Origin of the sequence: Holdemania sp. Marseille-P2844, from assembly GCF_900120005.1 — a bacterium.
In the GTDB taxonomy this organism is placed as follows: domain Bacteria; phylum Bacillota_I; class Bacilli_A; order Erysipelotrichales; family Erysipelotrichaceae; genus Holdemania.
Map to the genome: position 1 here is coordinate 78024 of NZ_LT635454.1, position 20954 is coordinate 98977.

26 protein-coding genes are annotated in these 20954 nt (G+C 52.3%); 18 read left to right on the forward strand and 8 right to left on the reverse strand.

What is annotated here, in order from left to right:
* The 11 genes from BQ7364_RS15195 (at position 1) to BQ7364_RS15245 (ending at position 8263) form a co-directional block, all read left to right on the forward strand.
* The gene (locus BQ7364_RS15195) at positions 1-1236 is read left to right on the forward strand and encodes a metallophosphoesterase (protein ID WP_072685500.1); all 1236 of its coding nucleotides are present in this window, start codon (positions 1-3) and stop codon (positions 1234-1236) included.
* A gap of 290 nt (positions 1237-1526) precedes the next feature.
* The gene (locus tag BQ7364_RS15200; RefSeq protein WP_072685502.1) at positions 1527-2042 is read left to right on the forward strand and encodes a nitroreductase family protein; all 516 of its coding nucleotides are present in this window, start codon (positions 1527-1529) and stop codon (positions 2040-2042) included.
* Between the two features lie 15 nt (positions 2043-2057).
* A complete protein-coding gene (locus tag BQ7364_RS15205; protein ID WP_072685503.1) occupies positions 2058-2531 on the forward strand; it encodes a flavodoxin in 474 nt (157 codons plus the stop codon).
* Positions 2532-2688: 157 nt separating this feature from the next.
* Complete coding sequence (locus BQ7364_RS15210; protein WP_072685505.1) at positions 2689-3333, forward strand: DUF3796 domain-containing protein; 645 nt, start codon at positions 2689-2691, stop codon at positions 3331-3333.
* Positions 3334-3337: 4 nt separating this feature from the next.
* Positions 3338-3538, forward strand: coding sequence for a helix-turn-helix transcriptional regulator (locus BQ7364_RS15215; protein ID WP_072685506.1), 201 nt, complete (start codon positions 3338-3340; stop codon positions 3536-3538).
* A 61-nt stretch (positions 3539-3599) separates the two neighbouring features.
* Complete coding sequence (locus BQ7364_RS15220) at positions 3600-4502, forward strand: MerR family transcriptional regulator (RefSeq protein WP_072685510.1); 903 nt, start codon at positions 3600-3602, stop codon at positions 4500-4502.
* A gap of 194 nt (positions 4503-4696) precedes the next feature.
* Positions 4697-5119: a DUF3842 family protein gene (locus BQ7364_RS15225; protein WP_072685511.1), complete on the forward strand. Its 423-nt coding sequence runs from the start codon at positions 4697-4699 to the stop codon at positions 5117-5119.
* Between the two features lie 121 nt (positions 5120-5240).
* Entirely contained in the window at positions 5241-5756 is a 516-nt protein-coding gene (locus BQ7364_RS15230) for an ECF transporter S component (protein ID WP_072685512.1), read from the forward strand.
* Positions 5753-6265, forward strand: coding sequence for a hypothetical protein (locus tag BQ7364_RS15235; protein WP_072685513.1), 513 nt, complete (start codon positions 5753-5755; stop codon positions 6263-6265). The genes BQ7364_RS15230 and BQ7364_RS15235 overlap by 4 nt, the downstream gene beginning before the upstream one ends.
* A 421-nt stretch (positions 6266-6686) precedes the next feature.
* Positions 6687-7835, forward strand: a complete 1149-nt coding sequence (locus BQ7364_RS15240; protein ID WP_072685514.1) for an aldo/keto reductase — start codon at positions 6687-6689, stop codon at positions 7833-7835.
* A gap of 65 nt (positions 7836-7900) precedes the next feature.
* Complete coding sequence (locus BQ7364_RS15245) at positions 7901-8263, forward strand: MerR family transcriptional regulator (protein WP_072685515.1); 363 nt, start codon at positions 7901-7903, stop codon at positions 8261-8263.
* Positions 8264-8357: 94 nt separating this feature from the next.
* On the opposite strand, the gene BQ7364_RS15250 is transcribed toward BQ7364_RS15245, so the two are convergent.
* Genes BQ7364_RS15250 through BQ7364_RS15275 form a run of 6 tightly spaced genes read right to left on the reverse strand, consistent with a single transcriptional unit; the run spans position 8358 to position 12149 of the window.
* On the reverse strand, positions 8358-8765 hold the full coding sequence (locus BQ7364_RS15250; protein ID WP_072685516.1) for a PTS sugar transporter subunit IIA: 408 nt from the start codon (positions 8763-8765) through the stop codon (positions 8358-8360).
* Entirely contained in the window at positions 8762-9325 is a 564-nt protein-coding gene (locus BQ7364_RS15255; protein WP_072685517.1) for a hypothetical protein, read from the reverse strand. Before BQ7364_RS15255 ends, BQ7364_RS15250 begins: the two co-directional genes overlap by 4 nt.
* Positions 9326-9337: 12 nt before the next feature.
* Positions 9338-10042, reverse strand: coding sequence for an N-acetylmannosamine-6-phosphate 2-epimerase (locus tag BQ7364_RS15260; protein WP_072685518.1), 705 nt, complete (start codon positions 10040-10042; stop codon positions 9338-9340).
* Entirely contained in the window at positions 10042-10887 is an 846-nt protein-coding gene (locus BQ7364_RS15265; RefSeq protein WP_072685519.1) for a PTS system mannose/fructose/sorbose family transporter subunit IID, read from the reverse strand. Before BQ7364_RS15265 ends, BQ7364_RS15260 begins: the two co-directional genes overlap by 1 nt.
* The gene (locus BQ7364_RS15270; RefSeq protein ID WP_072685520.1) at positions 10887-11651 is read right to left on the reverse strand and encodes a PTS mannose/fructose/sorbose/N-acetylgalactosamine transporter subunit IIC; all 765 of its coding nucleotides are present in this window, start codon (positions 11649-11651) and stop codon (positions 10887-10889) included. The genes BQ7364_RS15265 and BQ7364_RS15270 overlap by 1 nt, the downstream gene beginning before the upstream one ends.
* Positions 11652-11663: 12 nt before the next feature.
* Positions 11664-12149 (reverse strand): PTS sugar transporter subunit IIB, encoded by a 486-nt coding sequence (locus BQ7364_RS15275; protein ID WP_072685521.1) that lies wholly within the window; start codon positions 12147-12149, stop codon positions 11664-11666.
* 330 nt (positions 12150-12479) lie between these two features.
* Between BQ7364_RS15275 and BQ7364_RS15280 the strand changes: the two genes are divergently transcribed.
* Together BQ7364_RS15280 and BQ7364_RS15285 are read left to right on the forward strand one after the other, a co-directional pair.
* Entirely contained in the window at positions 12480-13304 is an 825-nt protein-coding gene (locus tag BQ7364_RS15280; RefSeq protein ID WP_072685523.1) for a MurR/RpiR family transcriptional regulator, read from the forward strand.
* 166 nt (positions 13305-13470) lie between these two features.
* Positions 13471-15363: an oxidoreductase gene (locus BQ7364_RS15285; protein WP_072685525.1), complete on the forward strand. Its 1893-nt coding sequence runs from the start codon at positions 13471-13473 to the stop codon at positions 15361-15363.
* A gap of 216 nt (positions 15364-15579) precedes the next feature.
* Here the strand turns inward: BQ7364_RS15285 and BQ7364_RS15290 are convergent, their stop codons facing one another.
* Complete coding sequence (locus BQ7364_RS15290) at positions 15580-16194, reverse strand: RDD family protein (RefSeq protein WP_072685527.1); 615 nt, start codon at positions 16192-16194, stop codon at positions 15580-15582.
* A gap of 49 nt (positions 16195-16243) precedes the next feature.
* Positions 16244-18157, reverse strand: a complete 1914-nt coding sequence (locus BQ7364_RS15295) for a BglG family transcription antiterminator (protein ID WP_072685529.1) — start codon at positions 18155-18157, stop codon at positions 16244-16246.
* 146 nt (positions 18158-18303) lie between these two features.
* Here BQ7364_RS15295 and BQ7364_RS15300 point away from each other — a divergent pair, with 146 nt between their 5' ends.
* The 5 genes from BQ7364_RS15300 (at position 18304) to BQ7364_RS15320 (ending at position 20940) form a co-directional block, all read left to right on the forward strand.
* Positions 18304-18636: a PTS lactose/cellobiose transporter subunit IIA gene (locus BQ7364_RS15300; RefSeq protein ID WP_083538651.1), complete on the forward strand. Its 333-nt coding sequence runs from the start codon at positions 18304-18306 to the stop codon at positions 18634-18636.
* Positions 18636-18944: a PTS sugar transporter subunit IIB gene (locus BQ7364_RS15305; protein WP_072685531.1), complete on the forward strand. Its 309-nt coding sequence runs from the start codon at positions 18636-18638 to the stop codon at positions 18942-18944. Before BQ7364_RS15300 ends, BQ7364_RS15305 begins: the two co-directional genes overlap by 1 nt.
* A gap of 38 nt (positions 18945-18982) precedes the next feature.
* Complete coding sequence (locus BQ7364_RS15310) at positions 18983-20260, forward strand: PTS sugar transporter subunit IIC (RefSeq protein ID WP_072685533.1); 1278 nt, start codon at positions 18983-18985, stop codon at positions 20258-20260.
* 177 nt (positions 20261-20437) lie between these two features.
* A complete protein-coding gene (locus BQ7364_RS15315) occupies positions 20438-20677 on the forward strand; it encodes a hypothetical protein (RefSeq protein WP_072685535.1) in 240 nt (79 codons plus the stop codon).
* Entirely contained in the window at positions 20674-20940 is a 267-nt protein-coding gene (locus tag BQ7364_RS15320; protein ID WP_072685537.1) for a hypothetical protein, read from the forward strand. The genes BQ7364_RS15315 and BQ7364_RS15320 overlap by 4 nt, the downstream gene beginning before the upstream one ends.
* Positions 20941-20954: the final 14 nt, after the last annotated feature.

Here is a 20954-nt window from a genome sequence, read left to right on the forward strand (position 1 = left end):
ATGTCGGGAAAATGGAAGATCGGGGTTGTGGTCAGCGCCCTGTTGTTAGGCGGCTGCGTCAAAGCGGGTACGCTGCCGAAGAAGAACGAACCGCTGACGCTCGTCGTCGCCACGGATCTGCATTATTTAGCACCTGAGCTGCACGATCAGGGCGAGCGCTTTCAACGATTGATTGAGGAAAGCGACGGCAAGCTGACGGAAAAGAGCGAAGCTCTCGTTGATCAGTTCGTACAGGAAATGCTGCAGAAGAAACCGCAGGCCGTCCTGCTGAGCGGTGATCTGACCTTCAACGGCGAAAAGCTCAGCCATCAGCGGCTGGCGCGGAAGCTGCAGGTTTTGACGGAAGCGGGCATCGACGTGTGGGTAATTCCCGGCAATCATGATCTGAATAACGCCTCGGCGGCTTCGTTCAGTCAGGCTCAGGCTCGTCACGTCGAATCGGTCGACGCGGCGGAGTTTGCCGCGATCTACCAGAATCTGACCTGTCATCCCGCAATCAGCTGCGATCCTCAATCGCTGAGCTGCCTCGTTCCATTAGCGGAAGACGTTCAGCTGCTGCTGATCGACGCCAACCGTCCGGAAGATCCGGGCGTTGTGAGCGAAGAAACGCAGCGCTGGATCGAGCGTCAGCTGGAAAAAGCGCAGGCAGATCAACAAACCGTACTCTCCCTCAGCCATCAGAATCTGGCCGATCACACGGCGATGTTCTCCTATGGATTCACTGCGCGGGGGGCGGCATCCGTCCGAGCGCTGCTCAGCACTTATGATGTGCGCGTGAATTTCAGCGGACATATGCATATTCAGCATATCCAGAAGCAGGAGGGGCTTGTGGATGTCGCAACATCCTCCTTGTCCGTCACGCCGCTGCACTACGGTGTGATCACGCTGGATGCGGACCGCACGCTGCATTATCAGACCGAATCGCTGGCCGATCCTGACTTGCAAAGTCAGGCAAAGCTTTGTTTTGATCAGACGACCCGGCGGCAGATGCAAAGCGCGCTTGAGGCGCTGAAACTGAGCCCGCAGGAAACGGCGGCGATGATCGAGCTGGCGGTAATGATGAATGATGAAATTTTTGACGGAACACTGGCGGAAAACAAGCCGCGGATCCGACAGGATCCAGCCTGGTATTTATGGCAAAGGGAAGGGAAAGACTTGTTTTTCGGTCAGTATCTGGAAGCGATGTGGAACGAAGCGACGCCGGACAATAATGAAATCACGCTCCCGCTGCGGTGAACTAAAAACCGGACGATATTCCTTTCGCCAATATCCGAAGCCGGACGCAATCCGGCAATTCAATTTAACAGGGATCGAAAGGGAACCTTTGTTGCTCTGCGGAAAATGAATCGCAGACCAGAGAAGATAAGCATTTTACATTTGCAAAATCTGGAACTATACTGAAGATGAATCAGGAAGAATCTGAGCGTCTGCGGTATTTTTTCATTCCTTTCGTTTATTCGGACAAGGAAGATCCATGGAGAAAGTATAAAATGCCGGGGGCGGACAGGTTAAAGGAGGCATGAAAGATGGAATTCACTCAAGTTGTTCAAAACCGTTACTCGTGTAAGAAATTCGACGGCCGGCCTGTGGAAAAAGCGCAGCTGGAAGCGATTTTAGAAGCTGGAAGGCGGGCGCCGACAGCGAAGAATCTGCAGGAACAGAGAATTTACGTCATCCAGTCCCAAACCCTACTGGCAAAGCTGGATCAGGTCACGTCATGCCGGTATAACGCGTCCACGGTCGTGGTGGTCGCTTTCGATAAAAACAATGTGTTCACCTATCCGGGCGGACAGCGTGACTCCGGCATCGAAGATGCGACGATCGTCGCGACGCACATGCTGCTGGCGGCGGAAAACGCAGGCGTCGACAGCTGCTGGGTCAATCTCTTCAATCCGGAAGAAATGGCAAAGATGTTGAATTTGCCGGAGAATGAAGAAGTGCTGATGGTTCTCGATCTGGGGTATGCGGCAGAAGGCTTTAAAGCACTGCCGGCGCACAGTCAGCGCAAGCCGCTTGCCGAGACCGTGACCTATTTGGAGTAGAAGGAGGAAAAAGGGATGAGTAAAAAATTAGTCGCTTATTTTTCAGCCAGCGGAGTAACCGGAAAAGTTGCCAAAACTCTGGCTTCCGCCATCCATGCCGATCTGTTTCAGATTGAGCCGGCGACGCCCTATACCGATGCCGATTTAAACTGGAATGATCCGCAATCCCGCAGTTCCGTGGAAATGCGGGATAAAACATCCCGGCCTCAGGTGAAAAACAAAGTGGAAACGATGGAGGACTATGACACAATCTTCGTCGGATTTCCGATCTGGTGGTATGTCGCGCCGACGATCATCAACACTTTTTTGGAACAATATGATCTGACTGGGAAAAAGGTGATTCCCTTCGCGACCTCCGGTTCCAGCGGGATGGGCAATACCAACGCGGAACTCCGGGGCTCCTGTTCCGGCGCACTTCTTTGCGAAGGCCAGCGCTTCGCTTCCTCGATTGGGGCTGATACGCTGAAAGCCTGGGCTGATTCATTCTAAAATACTGCTGAAGCACTGTGGAGAACCGCGGTGCTCTTTTTCATATTGAATCTAAAAAATAAAATGTGATCTATTTATCTCAAAGTGATTGACTTTTGAAAAATGTGTGATATATTTATCTCGTAAAGAGAGAAATATATCTCTTGGAGGTGCTCTGATGAATCGAAAGTCAATGACACGTTGGCTGCTTGCCGGGGGTCTGGTTCTGGCAGTGGTGCTGGCGTCCTGTGCTTACTCTGTCCTTTACAATGAAAGCCGTTGGGTCGCACCGATGGACTTATCCACCTATCAGTTCCGGATTCAGGATCTGCCGATGTTGATCGCGGTGCCGCTGTTTGCCGTATATATTCTGGCGCTGGGCTTCCGTTTGTTTCAAGCCGCAAGACGGCAGCGTCTGCAGGATCAGCCGGGCTACACCCGGCATCTGGATCCGCGGATGGGGTTGTTTGGTTTATTTGGATTTCTGGGCTTTCTTGGTTTTTGGACCTATGCAGCCCAGCGTGTGATCTTTCCGTTTTTCTTCTTCATCTTCTTCGGCTTTTTCGGCTTCTACTACGAAGGCAAGCTGTCTGATACGCTGGCGGATGAAATGTTTGAGGAACACCGTCTGAAAGCGCAGTTAAAAGCGTATAAGATCGGCATGAGCCTGATCTTCCTGATGCTGTGGCTGGTCGGCTTTGGTTTATTCAGTCAACAGCTGGACTATGTCGCGATTTATCTGACCATCGGAATTTCCCTGGCTTATGCCGTTACGGTGTTCATGAGCGAATATCTGTTATATCGCTATGAACGTCAGGAGTAGAACGATGCCGGAATTTACCTGTCAGTTAAAACAATATCGCCTCGCCAGGGGTCTGACGCAGGAACAGCTGGCGGAGCTGGTGCATGTCCGCCGGGAAACGATCATGCGGCTGGAAAAAGCCCAGTACAACCCGTCGTTAAAGCTGGCGATTGATATCTCCCGCGTTGTTGAACAGCCGATCGAAAAGCTTTTTATCTTTGATTGAGAAATTTTGCTTGACCCGGACGCGACGTCCGGGCTTACACTGAGGCTGCGAGGTGAAAAAGATGCGAATGAACGAAGCGGCTGAACAGCTCGGACTGAGTCAGCGGGCGATTAAATACTATGAAAAAGAAGGGCTGCTGAAAGTGAAGCGGGATGAAAATGGCTACCGCAACTTCGATGAACATGATCTGGAACGTTTGAAAAAGATTACGCTGTACCGCAAGCTGGGGATCGCAGTTAAGGATATCGAAAACTTACTGAAAACGGAAGATTCCGCGCGGCTGCGGGAAATTCTTGCGCAGAAGCGTGATCAGCTGCGGCAGGATCAGACACAACTGCAGTTGCTTGAAAAGTATCTCAACGACGGCAATCTTGACGAAGCATTCCAGCAAATCGACTATGAAACGATCGGTCAGGCAATTCAGGACATGTTCCCGGGCTTTACCGGCTATTACTTTATGCATCATTTCATGCCCTATTTACAGATCCGGATCACAACGCCCGAGCAGCAGGAAGCTTATCAGCGGATCGTGGCGTTCTGGGATACGGCGGCGATCAAAATCCCGCTGGTGACGCGGTTGATCAGTCATCTCCAATACAAGCTGAATCGCCTGGATTTATTTGATCAGACGGAAATGATGGAAAAGCGCATGCGGCAGATGCTTGAAATGAGCGAGCACGATTATGAAAAACTGAAAAAACAGGTGTTAAGCGGGGTGAAGCTGAAGACGAGCTTCCCGATGAAATACCATCCAGTCTTCGTCAGTCAGCGTAAATTCATGAAGCGGCTTCAAGATGCCGGATATAACGATCTTTTTATTCCAAGCATGATCGCGCTGTCGCCTGCTTACAAACGCTATCACGACGCATTGACAGCGATTAATCGGCGGTTGTGCGACGATCTGGGCCTGTATTACGATTCCAACTATGTGCTGAGGCTGAAGAAAAAGACTCCGGCTCAATAAGAGGCCGGCGCGAAGAAGGGGCAGATAGCTCTGGACGCGCCGATTTTTCTGTGATTTCCAACCGGAAATACAGAAATAGCGCAAATTCAGCGTTGGCAGTCTCTTAGCCTTTTTCATTGAAATCACAAAAAAAAGCTTGACCTGGAGCTAACTACAGGTGTTAATGTAATAGAAGACGAAATGAGGGATCCTGGATGAAAACAGACGCACCGTTAGTTGTGGTTATTGATGGCCAGGGCGGCATGATCGGACGGAAACTGTGCGATCAGCTGCTTGAAACAAAGCCGGAAATGAATCTGTTAGCGCTGGGCACCAACAGCGCCGCTACGTCCGCAATGCTCAAAGGCAAGGTGCATCAGGCAGCGACGGGGGAAAACCCGGTTCTGGCCGCAGCGCGGCGGGCCGCGGTGATCGCGGGCCCGGCTTCGATTGTCGTCGCGGATTCGATGCTTGGGGAAATCACGCCGAAGATGGCGGCCGCGATTGGACAGAGCGAGGCGGAGAAGGTTCTGATTCCGCTGAACCGCTGCGGCATTCTGATCGCCGGGGTGCAGGAGTGCCCAGTCGACGAGCTGATTGAAAAAGCGGCGGCGATGATCCTGAAGCTGATCGTCTGATTCAGGATTCCGGCTGCAGCCGGAATCTTACGTCTTACCGGAAACAAAAAAAGCGAATGCGGAAATCACGAAGGTTTCCAAGCGGCAGAGCACTGTTGTTTTTGAGTAGGAGCGAACAAAGATGAAAAACACGAAACACTTGATTTTTACTGCCTTGTGCATGGCCTTAGGCGTCGTTTTGCCGATGGCTTTCCACATGATTCCCAACGCCGGCAGCGTGATGCTGCCGATGCACATCCCGGTTCTGCTGTGCGGCCTGGTCTGCGGTCCGGTTCTCGGCTTGATCTGCGGAATTTTCACCCCGGTTTTATCGTCGTTGATCACGGGGATGCCGGGGCCGGCCTATCTGCCAAGCATGATCTGTGAGCTGGCGGTGTATGGTTTGCTTGCCGGAGTGATGATCAAGCTGATCAAAACGGAAAAACCGCTGGTGAACCTGTACGCTTCGTTAATCACAGCGATGATCGGCGGACGGATTGTCTATGGCTTGATGAACGCTTTGATTTTCAGAGCTGGGGCATATTCAATTCAGATGTGGATGACGGCGTCGTTCGTCACGGCGCTGCCGGGGATTATCCTGCAGCTGCTGCTTCTGCCGGCCGTCGTTTACGCGCTGCAGAAGGCGAAACTGGCGTGAGTGAGCTGAACAAGATTCTGCTTTGGCATGCCGGACAGTATCCGGCGATGCAGCCGCAGGATGCGGTGAAGCTGATTTATCAGAACGAATTCGGCTGCGAGCATCTGATCGAAGATCCATCGGGGATACTGGCATATTTAAAGCGGGAGATCGCCGAGAACGCCCAGCCAAAAGCGGAACGTTGTTGGGATGAGATCGGCAATGGGTTGGTGCGGCTGCATCTGGCCGGGCTTGAGGAACACGACGCGGAAGCGATCCTGGACGCAATGCGGCAGACGGCCGCTCAGCACTCAGGCTCAGAAGACAGCTTTCAGTCGAAATTGAAAGAAATGCGCCGGTTATGTCAGGCGAATAAGCTGCCGTTTGACGAACAAACCTTGAACGCCTGGCTGGCCGGTTATCCAGGCGGCCCGGTTCATCATTCCGCCATTTTCCGCAGTCAGCATCATCCTGCCTACCGGGTCATGTTGCGAAGTCTGGCTGAGGCCCTGAGAAATCAAAATTCCTGAATATGAATTTCCCCAGATCAAACGAAAGTTAAAATTGGAAGCAGGGAAAAGAAACTGAGAAGCGGCCGGCAAAAGCGCGGTGATCTCAGTTTTTTTGTATATTTGTTCATACAAATTGTGAATGAATTTCTATTTTTGATGTCACTGAGTCATAGAACATTCTGATCTAAGTTCTGCTTCGAATTAATATAATTTCAATTATAGAAATAATCTATTCGTCTGATCTAAGTTAACATTTGATTGATCATTATTTCAATCATACTCATGAGCTATGCATGAAAGCTTTTAGAGCATTCTTTTCGTATTTATATTTATGGAAATCATTTTTATAGGAAATCAATAAAAAAAGCTTGACCTGGAGTCAGCTCTAAGGATTACGATAAAGAGAGAAAAAGGAATGGATAAACAGGAGGGGTTTAAGATGATCTATCGTACGTTGGGCAGCGCCGGTTTGCAGGTCAGTGAAATCGGATTGGGCTGCGAAGGGTTTACGGAACAGGAAGGCATGGGAACCTATGCGTTAGTCGACGCGGCGGCGGAAGCGGGAATCAATTATTTTGATCTGTATTCGCCGGATCCCAATCTTCGTCTGCATTTAGGCAAGGCGTTGGCGGGACGGCGCGATCAGTTTATCATCCAGGCCCATTTGTGCTCGGTGTGGAAAGACGGCCAGTACAAGCGGACGCGCAAGCTTGAGGAAGTGCAGGCTGGTTTTGAGGATTTATTACATCAGCTGCATACCGATCATGTGGAAATCGGCATGATTCATTACGTGGATTCGCTGAAGGATTGGCAGGAGGTCGCGGAAGGACCGGTGATGCGCTATGCGCAGCAGTTAAAGCAGGAAGGCCGGATCGGCCACATCGGGTTGAGCAGTCATAATCCGCAGGTGGCGATTCAGGCGGTGGAAAGCGGTCTGATCGAGGTGCTGATGTTCAGCATTAATCCGTGCTATGACCTGCAGCCGGGCGATGAGGATTTGGAAAAGCTGTGGGCGGATGAAAGCTATGCCCGACCGTTAGTCAATATGGATCCCCAGCGGGAAGCCTTATATGAATTATGCCAGCGTCAGGGTGTCGGGATCACGGTCATGAAGCCGTTTGGCGGCGGCGATCTGTTAGATGAGAAGCTGTCGCCGGCAGGCAAAGCGCTGACCCCGGTACAATGTCTGCATTACGCTTTGACCCGGCCGGGCGTTGCGACCGTATTGCCGGGCGCGCATACCGTTGAGGAGCTGCGGCAGAGCGTAGCCTATGAAACGGCGAGCATGGAAGAACGGGATTATGCTTCTGCGCTGGCTTCCTTCCCGAAGATCAGCTGGAAGGGGCATTGCATGTATTGCGGTCACTGTGCGCCATGTCCAATGGGCATTGATATCGCGACTGTGACGAAGTTCTTAAATCTGGTGAAGGCGCAGGGGGAAATGCCGGAGACGGTACGTGAACATTACGCAGTCTTGGAACATACGGCTTCCGAGTGCATCCGCTGCCATGCCTGTGAAAATCGCTGCCCGTTTGACGTGGAAGTCACTGAGAATATGCGGCAAGCGGTCAACGTGTTCGGTAAATAAGATTCCGGCTTTCATCATGAAAGAGAAGTTGGTTTTAAGCCGAAGAAAGAGAAAGGAGATTGTAGATGAATATCGCTGAAGTCAGTAAGAAGTATGATTTAACTCAGGATACGCTGCGTTATTATGAGCGCGTCGGTCTGCTTCCCCGAGTGAACCGCACAGCCAGCGGAATCCGCGATTACTCAGAGGAAGACTGCCGCTGGGTAGAGTTTATTAAATGCATGCGGCAGGCAGGTCTTCCGATCGAGGTGCTGATCGAATATGTCGCTTTATATCAGAAGGGAGATGAAACGATTCAGGCCCGCAGGCAGCTGTTGGTTGAACAGCGGGAACAACTGATCGAACGCATCCGCGAGATGAACGAAACGTTGGAGCGGCTGAATTACAAAATTGACGCCTATGAGCGCAACGCCGAATGCCGGCCCTGAAAGCTGCTGCGATGAAAGGCGTTTAAAATAAAATAAAAAAACCAGTGAAGCATTCAGAACAGTTGATCTGAGATGATCATTGGTTTTTCTCTTTTTACAATTCGAGTTTCTTTCTTAAATCCAACATCGTTTCCGGAGCGACCTCGCTGAGATGCGCGATGATGGAATTCAGGTCGCCCTGACTCAGCGAACTCAGCGCTTCCATGACTAACGGCAGGTTGACGCCGGTGAAGCACTGGATAGGAATGTCGGAGAGCTCAGCCAGCGCCAGCGCGGTCATGTTGCACGGCGTGCCGGCGAACAGATCGACGAACATCAATACCCCTTCGCCCTCTTCAATTTCCCGGACTTTGGCGACGATCCGGTCTTTTAATTCCATCGGATTGTCCTGCGGATTCAGGCTCAGCGTTGCAATCTTTTCCGCCTGCGGGAAGAACATCCCGGCACTGACCTTCAGCGCCTCAGCCAGCGGCCCGTGGGTAACGATTAAAATTTGAATCATGACGGTTTCCTCCTTCTCGACGGAATTGTCATCTCGGGATGGGACGAATGCTCCTCGGCCTGCTTTTGCCAGCGCAGCAGATCCTGACAGAACGCTTTAATTTCATCGCTATTGCCGATCACGCGGGTGGGCACGATGAACATTTGATCCTGATGATGGAAAAACAACAATGTGTGTTTCAGCGGAACGACCGTCTGAAGATCGGCGGCGGCCAGCGACAGATCTCCAATCTTCATTTGTTCTCCAAATGAAGCGGTGATCGGCGTATAATGCACCTCCGGCAGCTTCTGAAGCAGACTGCTGACCTGATTGTGCAGATAAATCGTCCACAGCCAGCCGCTCACCTTGCCGATCCATAAGCCGCAAAGTCCGGCCGCAGCCACCCAGGCTGCCAGCTGTCCATTCCAATGAAAATAGAATACGGTAAACAAGGTCAGGACTGGAACGCACAGGAGAATGGCCAGCCGGCGTCGTTTGTTGCGCGGAAGCAGGGAGGCCATGAATTGATACGCTTCGGCCAGTTCCGCCTCTTCCAGCGTGAACGTCCATTCCTTTTGCATGCGGCCGGTCCGTTATTTTGCCAGCCGCTGCCGGTAATGGCTGAGAAACCGCTCGGTGATCAGATGCGGCCGGGTGATCGCCGTGCCGATCGTGATCATATCCGCACCCGCGTCGACGACAGCGTCGATATCTTTTAATTCCCAGATCCGTCCCTCGGCATTGACCGGTAAGGTAAAATCGTGTTTCAGCCGGCGTACCAGCTCGGTATCCGGGCCTTCGATCGGATTGACCAGACCGGATAAGGTGGTCGACAGGATATCGACGCAGCCGCTTTCCGCGCAGAATTTGCACTCCTCATAGGTCGCACAGTCGGCCATCATGGCCAGATCCGGGTATGCCTCGTGGATTTCATGGAGCAGCGCCAACAAATCAGCTTTTCCCCGCTTCGCGGTGATCCGGGTGTCCAGCGCCAGAATATTCGCACCGGCTTCCACAACGGCTTTCGCCGTTTCAAACGTTGGGGTGATGAAAATATCGTCCAGCTTCCCGCTGTCTTTGGGCATGACTTTGTTGATACCGATGATGATCAGCTCGTCGCTGAGCGAGCGCGCCGCCCGGATGTCCTGCGGCCAGCAGCACCGCACCGCCTTCGCTCCACCCAGCATGGCGCACTGGACCATCTTTTTCATGGTTTCCGCGCCATACAGCGGCGTGTCTTCGTAAGCCTGGCAGGAAACGATCAGCTGACCCAGGCAGGCTTTTACTTGGCTTTTCATCAGACGGTTAAGATTCCTGAGAAGTAACCGAGGATCGCGATGACCAGATACAACAGAATCATCTTCGTCGCGCTCCAGTTCTTCTTGGCCATCAGATAATACGTGCCTAACGCTGCCAAAAAGACCGGAAGCTTCGGCCAGACGCCGTTGATCAAGGATTGCAGATCCACGATGACGACGCCGTCTTTAACATACTGGAAGCCCAGATTGATGTTCGCGTAAGCACAGGCGATACAGCCGACAACCATCAGACCGACGATGTTCAGGGCGCTGATGATGTCATCCTTCAGATCATTGCCTAAAATCAATTCCGCCGCCTTGGCGCCAAACGCCACGCCGCGGTTGAATAAGAACCAGGTCAGCGGCACCATGACCGCCAGAAAGACGATCATATAGAAGATCGCGCCGGTAATCTGGCCATCCGCGCTTAAGCCGCAGGCGATCGCCAGCAGAATCGGGATGAAGGTGCCTGGAAGCAAGGCGTCGCCGATACCCGCGAACGGACCCATCAGCGCCGATTTGATCGAGGTGATCAGATCCTCCGGAATTTCTTCGCCGCGCGCTTTTTCCGCTTCCATGCCGAGGGTGATGCCCGGGATCAGACAGCCGATAAACGGTTCGGTATTGAAGAACGGCAGATGGCGGGCCATCAGTTCCTGCTGCTTCTGCGGATCGTTGGGATACAGATCCTCGCGGATATCGCCGAACATCTTGACTAACGCCGGAGCCTGCATCGTTTCCGGCTGGTATAAGGACAGGTTGTAGCACATCCAGTTGATATAGCACTTGCGGATCAGTTTCTTGGAAAGCACGGAAGCTTTTCTGGTTTCCTGTGTATTCGTCATCAGTTCTGCACTCCTTTCCGGCTGCGGTTAATCTTGAATTCATACAAGGCGAACAACAGCGCGAAGACTAAGACCGTCAGCATATCGACGCCCAGAACGCCGACAAACGCGAAACCGACGGTGAAGAAAATCAGATCGGTCGGGTTCTTGACCAGCAGCTTCATTAAGATGGCGAACCCGATCAGCGGCATCGGATTGCCGAAAATCGTCATGATGTCGATCAGCCACTGCGGCGAGTTGGCGACGAGCATCTCAATCGCGCTCTGGCCCCAGTACAGGCAGATAAAAGTCGGAATGAAACGGAACAAAAACTTCACGATATTGCCCCAGACCGGAACCCAGGTCGCGGCTTCCAGCTTGCCCTGGTCGACTAATTTCTTCTGATAGTTGACCGGCAGCAGCGTCGCGGCATAACATGGGGTCGCCATGATCTGTCCAACGGCGGAGGCGGTAACGGCCAGCGCAACCGTCGTGCCGGAATCCAGATGCGCGACGACGCCTAACGGAATCGCGATAAACGTCGCCAGGTTCATATCCGGTGTGATCGAACCACCCGGCGTGACCAGACCGATGAAGATCAGCTGCACATATGTGCCCAGAATCATCGCGTTTTTGACGTCTCCCAAAATTAAACCGATAAACAACGCGGAGACCAGCGGTCTGCCGATACAGTACCAGCCGATCAGGCCGCCGCCGAGAAACGGCGTGTGGATATAAGTCAGATAGCCCAACAGCGAGATGAGTGTTACCTGAAGTAGATTCATAACCAACCCTCCCTATTTGATTTTATTTTTGAATTCTTTGAATTCGATGCGTTTCATGTCTGGGACCACCTGAAAGAAGATTTCGATTCCCCTGGAATTCAGATCGTCCAGATCGGCGATTTCCTCCTTTGTCAGATAGGTTCCATCCTGAACGGTAATCGTGTTGTCCCGCTTCTGTACGGGGCCGATCATCAGACTTTTCGGCAGCTCCGGCACCTGGTCGAACAGTGTCCGGGCAATCGCCGGAAAGCGGAAGACGATCATCGTACCGACCTTGCTGTTGATCGCCTCGCGGATCGGATCAGCGGCCTGATCCACTGTGTAGACCTCGTTTTTCATGCCCGGCATCGCGATTTTTTCCACAACATATTTCATCGTGGGATTGGTCGCTGTGAATTCGTCGATGACAATGATGTTTTTGATGAAGTAGTGTTGAACCAGACGGGTCATGCATTGGCCGTGAATCAGACGATCGTCGCAGCGAATGAGATTAATCATGATTTTCCTCCTCTCTTGTGCGGATCCTTTCGCGGATCTTCGTCATCCGGTTAAACCATAAAGCACCGCCCCTTTTCTTTTTATATATACTCCATTTTTGTACAAATTGGAGTATTTTACTCCAAACAAACAATACACCTCTTTTCATTGAGAATCAATACCCATTTCAAAGTTTGCCAGAGAACTGATTGCAGCGAGGGTTCTTTTTCAGGTGGAAAGTTTTGAGGATTTCTTTTTTCCCGGGCAGGAAAGGTGGCTGAACCGGGTATTTTCATGGTATGATTGATACAGGAATGACAATCACTTCAGAATGAAAGGCAGGCATTTTCTGTGTCTATTTACGGCAAAATCAAAGATCATTATGACTATTTCACCAAGAGCGAGCAGCGCGTCGCCAAGTATTGTCTTGATAATTACATGGAAGTCAGCGGCAATACGCTTTTCCAGCTGGCGGAAAAGGCAAAGTGCGGGGAAGCGACGGTCGTTCGTTTCTGCAAGAAAATCGGCTGCGAAAGCTATCATGACTTCAAGGAGGAACTGACGGATGAAACGCAGGAGCATTTAAAAAGTGAGAATGACTCGTTTGTGTCTCAGATCTATCAGAACATCCAAACCTCTATTGAATATACGATCCAGAACCTGGATTTAGAACAGCTTGACGAGATCGCCGCGCTGATGGATAAGGCGGATATCATTTTCTGCGCCGGCGTCGGCAATTCCGGAATTCCGGCGGAGGCTTGCGCGATGCGGCTGGTACGAAACGGAAAAAACGGGATATACTTCAAAGACAATCATTTTCAGTCGATTTATCTCAACGAACTGAAACACAACGATATCGCGATTCTGTTCAGTGCTTCCGGGGAATCCATTGATACGATTCACTGCGCCGAGATTCTCAAACAGCGGAAGGTGAAGACGGTCTGCGTCACTTCTTCCATCGTTTCTTCCCTGGCCACACTATGCGATTACTGCATCCTGATGAAACGCTGGCTGGGTCCTTTGGGCGGAGGCAGTATGATCGGACAGATTACGCAGATGTATATCGCCGATCTGCTTTCGACGCGGACCGGCATGATCGATCAGAAGACGACGTTGAAGGCGAAGGAAACAACGTTTGATTACATCATCGACAAGATGCACAAGGAACGAATATGAACGACAGGGAGATTAACGCTCCCTTTTTTTTCGTGGTCGGGCGATTCGTTTGTTTTTTTAGCGGAAGCGGAAGGAAAGGTCTGAATTTTGCCCTGAACCGGGGCAAAACTGAAAATAGGAAAGGGGGCGGAAATACTGGATAATAAGAGGGAAAAGAGGCGAGATTATGGAATATCCTCATTTGTTTTCTCCTATCCAGTTCAATCAGCTGATGCTGCGCAATCGCATTGTCGCCGCGCCGATCGGCGAACTGTATGAACCGAAGGCTCGCGGCGGGGCGGGGCTGGTCGTCTGCGGGCATACGATTGTGGAACCGGGCCGCAGCTCGTTTGCCAGCGGCGAGGAACCGACGGCGTTTTTTAAATATGAAGTGGAAAAGACCCGGCAGAAGATCCGGGCCTGTCATCGTTACGGCGCGAGGGCGTCGATTGAAATCTTTCATGCCGGCCAATATGCCCGGGTGAAAGATCGTGCCTGGGGACCTTGTTCGTTTCTCCGCGAAGACGGCATCGAGGTCAAGGCGCTGGATCGGGCGGAAATGGAGCGGATTGCCGGACTGTTTGCGGAAGTCTCACGGCAGGCGAAGGCGCTGGGCTTCGACGCGATTTTCCTGCATTTCGGTCATGGCTGGCTGGCCGCACAGTTCTTGTCACCTTTGTTTAATCATCGAACAGACGAGTATGGCGGAAGTCTGCCGAACCGAGCCAGGTTCCCGTTGTTGATTCTGCGGAAAATCCGGGAAGCTGTGGGAGCGGACTTTCCGGTGGATATGCGGATTTCCGGCGAGGAGTGCGTGCCGGGCTCCATTCGCTTTGAAGATACGCTGGCTTTTATCCAGATGGCAAAACCGTATATTGACGGGGTTCAGATCTCAGCCGGACTGGATATCAACCACGAAGGCAATGTCCACATGGCGACGACGAATTTCAAGGAGCACATGCCGAATCTGAAGTGGGCAAGGACTGTAAAGAAGACGTGTCCGCAGCTGGTGGTTTCAGTTGTCGGCGCGATCATGAATCCTTCTGAAGCCGAACAGATACTGGCCAACGGCGACGTCGATCTGGTGGCTTTCGGGCGGGCATTTCTCGCCGATCCCAACTGGCCGAACAAGGCGCGGGAAGGACGGAGTGGCGATATCGTACCGTGTTTAAGGTGTCTGCAATGTTATCACATCGCGACCAACCGTCAAAACGTCGGCTGCAGCGTCAACCCGCGGTATGGCAACGAAACGCTGATTCCCGAGCGGATGATCCCGGCTGAACAGGCCCGGCGTGTCGTCATCGTCGGCGCCGGACCGGCCGGACTCAACGCCGCAATCACAGCCTGTCGCCGCGGACATGAAGTGATCGTGCTGGAAAAAAGCGGGATGATCGGCGGAGCACTGAACACGATCGCCCGGGAGTATTATAAGGAAGACATCCGCTATTATCTGGAATACTTAAAGAATCAGTTTACCCGATGCGATATCGACCTGCGTCTGAATACCGCGGCAGATCGTTCGATGATCGAAGCGCTGCATCCACAGGCGCTGATCATTGCCTGCGGAGCTCAGCCGGTAACGCCGCCTGTTCCCGGAATTGATCAGTCCTTTGTGATGGGGTTTACGGAAGCTATTTGTCATCCGGAACGGATCGGAAAGCAGGTCGTGATCATCGGCGGGGGAACGATCGGCGCGGAGATCGGGCTGGAGCTGGCGGAGCGGGAAGGCCGGCAGGTAACGATCGTGGAAATGACGGACACGCTGGCTTCGCAGGGAAATCTGCTTTACCGGATCGCGCTGCGGCAGAAGCTGGATCCGCTGACGAATTTCACGGCTCTGACCCAGACTCGCTGCATTCAGATCGGCGATCATGAAGTGGAAATTCTCCATCAGAAAGAGCAGCGGAAGCTCAGAGCCGATACCGTCATCATCGCCGCGGGCGTACGCACGAACCGGGCCTTTGTGAACAGTCTGTATGGGATTTGCCCGCAGACCTTTGAGGCCGGCGATGCGCTGCAGCCGCGCAAGATTCAGGAAGCGGTGTTCGAGGGAACCGGCGTGGCGCTGTCGATCGGATAACTTCAGATTCGACACTTAAAACAAAACGCATAAGGCGAATAAAAAAGCTCGATCATATCGCACATCCGCGGCGGTGATCGAGCTTTTCTTATTTGACAGCGTTTTTCCTGTCCTTTGTTGCATAACGGGCTCTGATTCCAATCATTCCTAACGCTACAACAAGGTTTCCCAAGCGATCTGCCTGTCCGATTTTCATCCTATGCCATTCGCGGTTTATCATTCGGCAGCGCTCACCTGCGTGCCGGCCAGCTTGTCGTGCAGCATGCATCGTTTCGTTTTCAACAAAAGCAGCACGGAAACCAGACTTGCGGCCAAACCGAAGACATAAACTCCCTGAACCAGCCCGGGATTCAGAAATCGTGTCAGCAGCGTGCGTACCAGAAATGCCGCGTTGTTAAACGTCTGTTCCAGAAAAAGAAAACTCAGCGCACGAGTGCCGAGCTGGGCCGGGGAAGCCGGCTTACCCTCCCGGTTAGTGATGCGGATCTGCGCCAGACGCTTGCCCGGCGTCTGGCCTTCGAAGCCAGGGACGAGCATCGGGATCATTACAAAATAAGCCAGCACCGCACAGCTGGAACAACAAACCGCGGCGATAGCCGGCCCCCGTGAAAGGCCGGCGATGGAAGCTGTGACGAGCAGCTGACCCTGGGTCAGACTGGCAATCAGGGTGATGATCAGGTTGGCGCACAAAGCGGAACCATACCCATCCACGGCGGCCGCCAGAAACCGCCGCGGTAAGGACGCTGCCGGTAGGACTTTTAGCCGGATTCGCTTCGGTTTTGTTCCCGACATTTCAATGACGGTTGGACGGGACGTCCGTCCTTTTTTCATGAAGATTCCCCCTTTATCAATAACATGATACCAACAAGCTTGTGAACTCCTAGAAGCTGCTGACTTCCATCATCTTGCGGAAGGTTTCCTCGTCCTTCATGATGTGAACGATGAAATCAAAGATATTGGAAAACTGCTCTTTATCCTTTTCCATCAGCGATAACATGAAGACCAGATTGACCTGATTAGCGCCCCACTGGATCGGCCGCGGATTGACGGAAACGGCGATCGCGCTGGATTTCGCCTTGTTGTCCAGAGGATGGGGAATCGCGATGTTGCCATAGGCCGACGGGCTTAATTTCTCATGATAATCAATCTGTTGACGATAATCCTCGTCGACGTAGCCGCCAGCCGTCATCGCCGCGCACATGACCTCGACCGCATCGGTATGGGTGGCAAACTGACGGCATGAGAAAAACAAATCCGGATGGAAGAAATACAGGATTTTCTCGCGGATGAAATCTTTCATCTTCCGCTTTTTGATCTCGTCGATCAGCTCGAAGATCCGGCGGATATCCTTCTCCGACAGAAACTGGTCGATCTGAACGAAGCCCAGCGGCTGGGGCTGCAGCTCGCACGGTGCGGTGGACAGCACCAGATCGGCCGGCGGTAGCGGCTGAGGCAGGGCGGTGTGGGTCAGCACGTCGCTGATCAACAAACTTTCCGAGAAGATGGCGGATAATTTTTTGATCAGGCGCTGGCCGATCTGTTGATAATCGTTGCACAGCACCAGACAACTGATCTTGTCGCTTTTAGCCCGCGTTTCCTCCATCAGCACGCCGATGTGCAGCGTGATGTAGGCGATTTCGTCTTCCGGCAGGACGTGGCCGGTGAATTGATAGATGACGTTGGAAATATGCACTGAAATCGCGTAAATCAGCGGATAATCCGTCTTGATGCTTTCAAACTGCAGATTGGTGATCTGGATATCGTTTTCCAAGCGCAGAAGCAGATTTTTTAAGTGAAATGCAAATTTGATCAGAAAGCTTTCATTATTCAGATCAATGCAATAAGTGTTTTCCACCGACTGCACGATGTTGTCCAGCAGTTTCTGAAGATCGCTGCCCAGAATGGCGCCGATCTGATCGTAGGTAATCGAAGACATCTGCGAGGACACGGCGCGGGTCATCATCAGCACCGACGCTTCATACAAGTCATATAACGTGAAATCTGTATCATAATTTTCTTTCAGCAGCACGTACAGATCGTTGACGATGCTCTGGACATGCGCCGAAGCCAGACGGAGCATATCGGCGTGCGATACCAGCTCCTGACGGGACGCGTTAAATTTGCGTGCGGGATTGGAACTGCGCAGTTCAACGGTCAGCGCGATATGCAGCACATAATTCAACAGGCTGTAATCATCCAGAAAATACTCATACCTGTGCATGACCTGTAAGATCAGCTGCTTGATCCGCGCCAGACTGACCGACGTGAAAATTTCCTGAATCCGTTCCAGACTGAAATAGGAACTTTTGATTTCCTCGTTGATCAGGCTCAGGATTACCGCCCGTTTGTCCTTGGCCAGACCGGTGATGTTAACCATATCGTTTTTCGTGTGGATATTCAGGTGGAACTGTGTGAGATCGGTACGCATCCGCGACAGCTCGTTCTGCAGCGTGATCGGCGAGATGCACAGCTTGTTCGACAGATCGCTGATCGACATCCGCTGGTTCTGCAAAAGCAGCGTGTTGATGATATAGCGCTTGCGTTCCTCATAGCTGGCGGGAATTGTCTGGGAGGGCAGAAAACTGAGGATCTTTGCGGCGGTCAGTTTGTCAATTTTATATCCCTTGTTGCTGGAAAGAATCAAAGCGCCGTATTCCTTGTTCAGCTCCGCGACGCTGTACTTGACGCTGCGCACGCTGAAGCCGAAGCGCTGGGCGATCATCGCGGTTGTCGTCCAGCCCGTCTGATGGTTCAGAAACGACACGATCTGCATCTTGCGGTCTAAATTCGCCATACAATTCAACCCTTTCTGTCATTTATTGTACAAGGGAACGCCAGCGCGTACTTACCGGCTTTTGCCCTGTGGCCGGGCAAAGTCAGACGTTGAATCCGGCCGCGCGGCGCTTTACAGTTAGGGTGCAAGCAAGGAGGTCAGAAAACGTGACGATTCAGGAAGTAAACAATCTTTCATGCATGATTATCGCGAATGCCGGGGATGGCAAAAGCAGCTGCATGGAAGCGCTCGATTACGCGGAAGCCGGCGATTGGGAAGCGGCGCGGCAGGCTCTGGCCGTCGCTGATGAAGCGATCGTCAAGGCTCATGAAATTCATACGAAGCTGTTGGTGGAGGAAGCCCGCGATCCCGCCGCGCTGCCGATGACGATGATGCTGATCCACGCGTCCAATCATCTGAGTGCGGCCGAGATCAGCCGGGAATTTGCCGAAAGGCTGCTCAGAATGCAAGCTCAGAAAGACGGGGAGGAGGTGAAATAATGGTCAATATCATTCTTGTCTGCGAACATGGCGCCAGCACAAGCCTGCTGACGGAGCGGATGAAGGACGCCGCGCAGCAGCTGGGTATCGACGCTGTGATCAACGCCTATCCCTACACGAAGCTGGACGAGCTGATCGACGGGGCGGACATCGTTCTGTTAGGTCCGCAGGTCCGCTTCAAAAAGAAAACCTTTGACGCGAAATATGCGGAAAAAGGGGTGGAATTCATGGTCATCGACACGGTGGATTACGGCATGATGAATGGGGAAAAGGTATTGAAAACGGCATTGGAACATCTCAAGTCCTGACTAAAAACTGAGTTTATTTGAAAAGAGGAGAAAATACAATGGATACATTGATGGAAAAAATATCCAGCTTCGTTGAACCGCTGGCGGAATGGGTCCACAAGATGACCTTCTTGAACGCCATGGCCGAAGCACTTCAAGTTCTGCTTCCAATCACGGTGATCGGTTCCTTTGCCTGTCTGTTCGCGTTTATCGACGTCGGCGGGTGGCAGGCATTTTTAGGCGCGAATCCGATGATACTGATGGTCTTTATGAATGCTCAAAGCTGGACGTTAAGCATCATCGCGTTTTACACCGTGCTGGTGCTGCCGTATTTGTACGCAAAACGGCTGGGCATGAACGAACCGCTGGCCTGTGTGCCGCTGACCGTCGCGTCGTTTCTGCTGCTGACGCCGACGGAGCTGTACACCGCGATCCCATCGGCCTGGCTCGGCCACTCCGGCATGTTCTCAGCGTTTATCATTTCGTATCTGGTCGTGCGGTTTGTCAAGCTGTGCCAGGATCACAATGTGACGATCAAGATGCCGCAGGGCGTTCCGCATTATATTGAAGCAACCTTCGCGGTGCTGATTCCGGCGTTTATTCTGGTCTTCGGCTGTTCGCTGATCGGTCAGGCGCTGGCGGCGACGCCGTATGAATCGATCCATCAGCTCATTTACACGTTTATCCAGACACCGCTGTCCGGTTTGGGCACCAGCTTCTTCGGTTTGTTAGTCACCGAACTGGTCATGACGCTGGCGATGTTCTGCGGCATTCATGGTTCCTCGGTCGTTCCGTTTATGGACGCGCTGGCAACGGCGGCGAACGAACAGAACATGGCGGCGATGGCGGCCGGTTCCGCTTTGCCGAACATCTATACGACCGGCTTGCTGAACTCCATTCAGATGGGCGGGATCGGCGCAACGCTGGGATTGGGCATTCTGTTGTTCTTCCTGGCGAAATCCAAGCGCTACAAGCAGCTCTCGCGGGTTGCGATTGTCCCGCAGATCTTCAATATCGGCGAGCCGTTATTGTTCGGCATCCCGATCATGCTGAACCCACTGCTGTTCATTCCGTACATGCTGGGCGTGATCGCGAATACCTGCATCGCTTACGGATCCGTCGCGATTGGTCTGTGCGCCCGGTTTACCGGCGTCAATCCAAGCTGGACGATGCCGGGAATCCTGCAGGGAATCCTGACCTGTTCAGTTCCGTGGCAGGGCGCGGTCTTGCAGATCGTGATTCTGGCTGTCGATATGCTGATCTGGTATCCATTTGTTAAAATGATCGACAAACAGGCTGTGGAAGAAGAAAACAGCGCTGTTTCTGAAGCTGCGTAAGCAGCTTCTTCACTTTGTTCCAACAAGTTCCGGATGGAGATCCGGACGTTTATCCTCAAAAGGAAGACCCTGATTCTTAATCGAACGGAATCCATTAAGGATTCTGGAAAGAAAACTGGAAAACAAAAAAAGCCGGGAAGAACACAGCCCGGTCTCTTAAAAACAAGGAGGAATTTTATGCTTCAGATCGGATGTCCCAAAGCGAAATTGCTGAAAGAAAAAATCGATCAGCTTGATTTTGAATTGATCCATTTCGAGGTTGTCCGCCTCAGCGGGCTAACGCTTCAGGTCAAGCATACCGCAGCCAGCGACGAGGCCGCAAAGGCAGCGATGAAGAAATACATCAAAACAATTCCAGAGCTGGCCAATCTATATACCAACATCCAGCTGATCGACGCGCAGGGGCGGATTCTGTGAGTCCGCTGCATTTAGGCGATCCTGCGCTCACCCGGAAAATGACGCGGATTTACGGCTGGATTCTGCCCGGCTGTTTCGCGGCGGTGACGCTGCTGCTTTTATTGGCGCAGGCCTGGCTGGCGGCAATTCCGCCGCTGCTGATCGTTCTGATGACGCTGCCGCCGTTAGTCCGGTATCAGCGGCTACGCTCAGGCGGACTTCGATTTCTGATCGGCGCCGGGCTGACGCTGGTGACGTTCTGGCTGTCCGGATTGTACGTTTAAAAAATTTACTGAAA